General features: G+C 66.1%; 6 protein-coding genes. 1 reads left to right on the forward strand and 5 read right to left on the reverse strand.

The window, feature by feature from the left end:
• The coding region (locus tag WBF82_RS00475) for a flavin-containing monooxygenase (protein WP_424381151.1) at window positions 1-1,240 on the forward strand (1,240 nt) is incomplete at its 5' end.
• 86 nt (window positions 1,241-1,326) lie between these two features.
• On the opposite strand, the gene metK is transcribed toward WBF82_RS00475, so the two are convergent.
• The 5 genes from metK to mihF all read right to left on the reverse strand — a co-directional run bounded on the left by metK (window position 1,327) and on the right by mihF (window position 5,294).
• Window positions 1,327-2,538 (reverse strand): methionine adenosyltransferase, encoded by a 1,212-nt coding sequence (gene metK, locus WBF82_RS00480; RefSeq protein ID WP_424381152.1) that lies wholly within the window; start codon window positions 2,536-2,538, stop codon window positions 1,327-1,329.
• Window positions 2,539-2,633: 95 nt separating this feature from the next.
• Entirely contained in the window at window positions 2,634-3,917 is a 1,284-nt protein-coding gene (gene coaBC, locus WBF82_RS00485) for a bifunctional phosphopantothenoylcysteine decarboxylase/phosphopantothenate--cysteine ligase CoaBC (RefSeq protein WP_424381153.1), read from the reverse strand.
• 21 nt (window positions 3,918-3,938) lie between these two features.
• Entirely contained in the window at window positions 3,939-4,265 is a 327-nt protein-coding gene (rpoZ, locus tag WBF82_RS00490) for a DNA-directed RNA polymerase subunit omega (RefSeq protein ID WP_424076956.1), read from the reverse strand.
• 65 nt (window positions 4,266-4,330) lie between these two features.
• Entirely contained in the window at window positions 4,331-4,957 is a 627-nt protein-coding gene (gene gmk, locus WBF82_RS00495; RefSeq protein WP_424381154.1) for a guanylate kinase, read from the reverse strand.
• 19 nt (window positions 4,958-4,976) lie between these two features.
• Window positions 4,977-5,294, reverse strand: a complete 318-nt coding sequence (gene mihF / locus WBF82_RS00500; protein WP_424076958.1) for an integration host factor, actinobacterial type — start codon at window positions 5,292-5,294, stop codon at window positions 4,977-4,979.
• Window positions 5,295-5,315 lie beyond the last annotated feature (21 nt).

Genomic DNA, 5,315 nt, shown 5'->3' on the forward strand with positions numbered 1-5,315 from the left:
GCTGAAGGCGTATGCCGACCATTGCACCGACAAGTACGGGATCCGGCCGAAGATTCGGTTCAACACCAAGGTCCTCTCCGCCGAGTTCGACGACGAGCGGGCGCTGTGGCGGGTGCAAACCGATCCGGGCGGAGAGCTCACCGCCCGATTCCTGTTGAACGCCAGCGGTGTGCTGACCGTGCCCAAGCTGCCCGACATCGACGGCGTCGACTCGTTCGGCGGCGCCGTCGTGCACACCGCTCGCTGGGATCACAACCAGGACCTGACCGGCAAGCGGGTCGCCGTGATCGGCACCGGCGCCTCGGCTGTGCAGCTGATTCCCGAGATCGCGCCGATTGTCAAAGAGCTCACGGTATTTCAACGCACACCGATCTGGTGTTTCCCCAAGTTCGACGTGCCGCTGCCCAAACTGGTGCACTGGGCGATGCGCCTGCCCGGCGCGAAAACACTTCAGCGGCTGATCAGCCAGGCCTACGTCGAGGTGACCTTTCCCCTTCCGGCGCAATACTTCACGGTGTACCCGCTGGCCAGGTGGATGGAATCGGTCGGCCGCGCCTATCTCCGCCGGAAGGTCCGGGATCCGGTCGTCCGCGAGAAACTGACCCCGCAGTACGCGATTGGCTGCAAGCGGCCCGGCTTCCACAACACCTACTTGTCGACGTATAACCGCGACAACGTGCATCTGGTGACCGAGCCGATCGACAAGGTCACGCCGTCGGCGGTGGCCACCACCGACGGCGCCAGCCACGAAGTCGACGTGCTGGTGCTGGCCACCGGCTTCCACGTGTTGGACTCCGACAGCATGCCGACCTTTGCGGTCACCGGCAGCGGTGGCCTGTCGCTGGCCAAGTTCTGGGACGAGCGTCGACTGCAGGCCTACCAGGGCGTAAGTGTTCCTGGCTTCCCCAACATGTTCAGCGTGATGGGCCCGTACGGCTACGTCGGATCGTCGTACTTCGCGCTGATCGAAGCACAGACGCACCACATGATGCGATGCCTGAACCGGGCCCGTGAGCGCGACGCCACCCGGGTCGAGATCACCGAGGAGGCCAACGCCGGCTACTTCGCCGAGGTCATGCGCCGACGGCACCGCCAAGTGTTCTGGCAGGCCAGCTGCCAGCAAGCCAACAGCTACTACTTCGACAAGAACGGCGATGTGGCACTGCGACCCTCGACCACCCTTGAGGCGTACTGGCGCAGCCGGCGTTTTGACCTCGACGACTACCGGTTCACCGGCTAGCTGCGTCGGGAGTGCGGCCAGCCGCACGCTCGGCGTCGAGAGTGCGTCTAGCTGCACTTTGGCGGGCTTTTACGTAGGCGGAAAAATTAGATGGCGCGCTTGAGCTCGTCGACCATGTTGAGCTGCTCCCACGGCAGCTCGATGTCGGTGCGGCCGAAGTGCCCGTACGCGGCGGTCTGCGCGTAGATCGGCCGTAGCAGGTCCAGGTCGCGGATGATCGCGCCGGGCCGCAGGTCGAACACCTCGGGCACGATCTTCTCGATCTTGACCGGGTCGACGATCGCAGTACCAAAGGTTTCGATGAACAGCCCGACCGGGGCGGCCTTGCCGATCGCGTAGGCCACCTGCACCTCGACCCGCTCCGCCAGGCCGGCGGCAACGATGTTCTTTGCCACCCAGCGCATCGCATACGCCGCGGAACGGTCCACCTTGGACGGATCCTTGCCGGAGAAAGCGCCGCCGCCGTGGCGGGCCCAGCCGCCATAGGTGTCGACGATGATCTTGCGGCCGGTCAGGCCGGCGTCGCCCATCGGGCCGCCAAGGACGAACTTGCCGGTCGGGTTGACCAGCACCCGCGTCGCCGACGAATCCAACGTCTCGTGAGCAAGGTCCGCCAGCACGGTCTTGAGCACGTGCTCCCGGATGTCGGGATCCAGCGTCTTGTCCAAGTCGATGTCGGCGGCGTGCTGGGTAGACACGACCACGGTGTCCAATCGGACGGGCACGTCGTCCTCGTACTCGATGGTGACCTGCGTCTTGCCGTCCGGCCGCAAGTAGGGCAGCGTGCCGTTCTTGCGGACCTCGGTCAGCCGCCGCGACAGCCGGTGGGCCAGCGCGATCGGCAGTGGCATCAGCTCGGGGGTGTCATTGATCGCGTAGCCGAACATCAGGCCCTGGTCGCCCGCGCCCTGCGAGTCCAGCGGGTCCGCCGCTCCCTCGACGCGTGCTTCGTGGGCGGTGTTGACGCCCTGAGCGATGTCGGGCGACTGCGCGCCGATGCCGATGTTCACTCCGCAGGTGGACCCGTCGAAGCCCTTCTCTGACGAGTCGTAGCCGATGTCGAGGATGCGCGCGCGAACCGGGTTGGTGATGTCGGCGAACGCTTCCCTCGCCGTCGTCGTCACTTCACCGACGACGTGCACCTGCCCGGTGGTCACCAACGTCTCAACCGCGACACGTGAGCGGGGGTCCTCCGCCAGCAGTGCGTCGAGGACCGAGTCGCTGATCGCGTCGCAGATCTTGTCGGGATGTCCTTCGGTCACCGACTCGCTGGTGAACAGCCGACCCTTTTCGCTCACACCCTCATCCTTCCAAGTAATGGTGGAATTGTTAGTTAGACAAATTATATCTTCGGGCCGCCCGCCGCTCCCGGCCAGCCCTGGATGTTACGGGGTTAGGCGGCGGAGCCACCGCCCCCGTGCAGGAATGCGACGATTGCGTCCACGATGCGACTGGCCATCAGCGTCTTCGAGCCATGCTGCAGCGCCGACTCGGTGCCGTCGGATGCCAGTAACCAGCCGTCGTTGTTATCCACCTCGAAGGCCTTGCCCTCACCAACGGCGTTGACCACCAACAGATCACAGCCCTTGCGACGCAGCTTGGCCCGAGCGTGGAACAGCACGTCACCGTTCGCGTCGCCGGTCTCGGCGGCGAAGCCGACGATGGCCCGCATGTCGGGTAGCTGTCCGGCCGCCCGGGCCTGCACCGCCGCGGCGAGCACGTCGTCGTTGCGGACGAGTTCGATCGTCGGTGGTGCAGAGTCTTCTGCCGCGCCCTTTTTGATCTTGGCGGTCGAGACGTGCGCCGGCCGAAAATCTGCCACCGCAGCTGCCATCGCCAGCACGTGGGCGTCGGGTGCGTGCTTGGAGACCGCGTCGGCAAGTTGTTGAGCCGAGCTGATGTGCACCACCTCGACACCGGCCGGATCGATGAGCCCGGCGGTGTGCCCGGCGATCAGCGTGACCTCCGCGCCGCGCTGAGCGGCGACCCGCGCCAGCGCGTAACCCTGCTTGCCCGAGCTGCGGTTGCCGATGAAGCGGACTGGGTCGATCGGCTCGCGGGTGCCACCCGCCGTCACCAGTACCTTGACCCCGGCCAGGTCGTACCGCATCGCATCGTGCCGTTCCAGCAACAGCTGGGCGAAGGTGACGATCTCCTCGGCTTCGGGCAGCCGGCCAGCGCCGCTGTCGGCACCCGTCAGCCGACCGGATGCCGGTTCCAGCACTACGGCGCCGCGCCGTCGCAGCGTGTCCACGTTTTCGACGGTGGCCGGGTGCTGCCACATCTCGGTGTGCATGGCCGGTGCGAACAACACCGGACAGCGCGCGGTGAGCAGCGTCGCGGTCAGCAGGTCGTCGGCGCGGCCGTGGGTAGCCCGGGCCAGCAGGTCGGCGGTCGCCGGTGCCACCACGACCAAGTCAGCGCCCTGGCCGATGGCAACGTGCGGAACCTGCGGAACGTCCTGGAAGACACCGGTGTGCACCGGCTCCCCCGACAGCGCCTCAAAGGTGGCGGCGCCGACGAAGCGCAGCGCGGATTCGGTGGGGATGACGCGGACCTGGTGGCCCGCCTCGGTGAGTTGGCGAACGACGGTGCAGGCCTTGTATGCGGCAATACCCCCGGAGACGCCGACGATGATCCGCTTGCGGTCCGTCCGCTTGTCACCCGAGAGGCTCATCACAAGCCCGCCTGGCTCCCGCTACTCGCCTTCGGTGTGCTCGAGCAGGTCGCCGTGAATCTCGCGCATGGCGATCGACAGCGGCTTCTCCTGAAGCCCCGGCTCGACCAGCGGCCCGACGTATTCGAGGATGCCCTCACCAAGCTGGTTGTAGTAGTCGTTGATCTGCCGAGCCCGCTTGGCTGCGTAGATGACCAGGGCGTACTTGCTGGAAACGCGCTCGAGCAGCTCGTCGATGGGCGGGTTGGTGATCCCCAACGGCGTGTCATACGCGCCGATTCCACCCGATGCCGGATCGAACTGATCGGGGACGGCGGCTAATGACGCGTCGGTCTTCGAGGTACTCACTAAGACATTCTCCTGGTGGCGTAGAGCGGTCTGCGACTAAATGATGATTCGAGTCTGATGGCGGATCACGCCGTACCCGGCGCTGTAGCCACCAGCAAGGATACCAATTCTGCGCACGCAGTCTCCAATTGACTGTTCACCACGACCTCGTCGAAGTCGTTCTGAGCCGCCAGTTCGGTGCGGGCGGTGGCGAGCCGCCGTTCGATGACCTCCGGAGTCTCAGTCCCGCGGCCGACCAATCGAGCCTCCAAGGCCTCCCAGCTCGGCGGGGCCAGAAACACGCTGATCGCCTCCGGCATTGCCTGCTTGACGGCGCGGGCGCCGGCCAGATCAACCTCGATCAGCACCGGGTGGCCGGCGGCGGTGGCGTCGCGGACCGGCTGGGCCAAGGTGCCCGACCGGTGCAGGCCGTTGTGGATCTCGGCCCATTCCAGCAGGGCGCCGTCGTCGATCAGCTGCTGGAAGCGGGCCGGGGTCACGAAGTGATAGTCGACGCCGTCGACTTCGGCCGGGCGCGGTGCCCGAGTGGTCGCCGAAACGCTGAACACCAGATCGGGAATCCGCTCCCGCAGGCAACGGACCAGCGTCGACTTTCCTACCGCGGATGGACCGGACAGCACCACCACGCGTCCTGCGGGCTTAGCCCCAAGACGTTCGTCGTAGCCGCCGTCCGGTCCCCCGTCGGCGCTCACCGACTCTCCTAGAGGGCGATTAGGAGAAGTCGAACTTTTCCAGCAATGCCTTGCGCTGACGATCGCCGAGCCCCCGCAGGCGGCGGGTCGGGGCGATCTCAAGCTCGGTCATGATTTCCTGCGCCTTGACCTTGCCAACCTTCGGCAACGCCTCCAGCAGCGCGGAAACCTTCATCTTGCCGAAGACCTCGTTGGTCTCGGCATCCTTCAGCACCTGCTTGAGATTGGTGCCACCGCGCTTCAGCCGATCCTTGAGCTCGGCTCGTGCACGGCGTGCGGCGGCAGCCTTTTCCAAGGCGGCTGCGCGCTGCTCGTCGGTCAACTGGGGAAGAGCCACGATTCCTCCGTCTCAATCACT

The sequence above is a fragment of the Mycobacterium sp. genome, assembly GCF_049673265.1.
In the GTDB taxonomy this organism is placed as follows: domain Bacteria; phylum Actinomycetota; class Actinomycetes; order Mycobacteriales; family Mycobacteriaceae; genus Mycobacterium.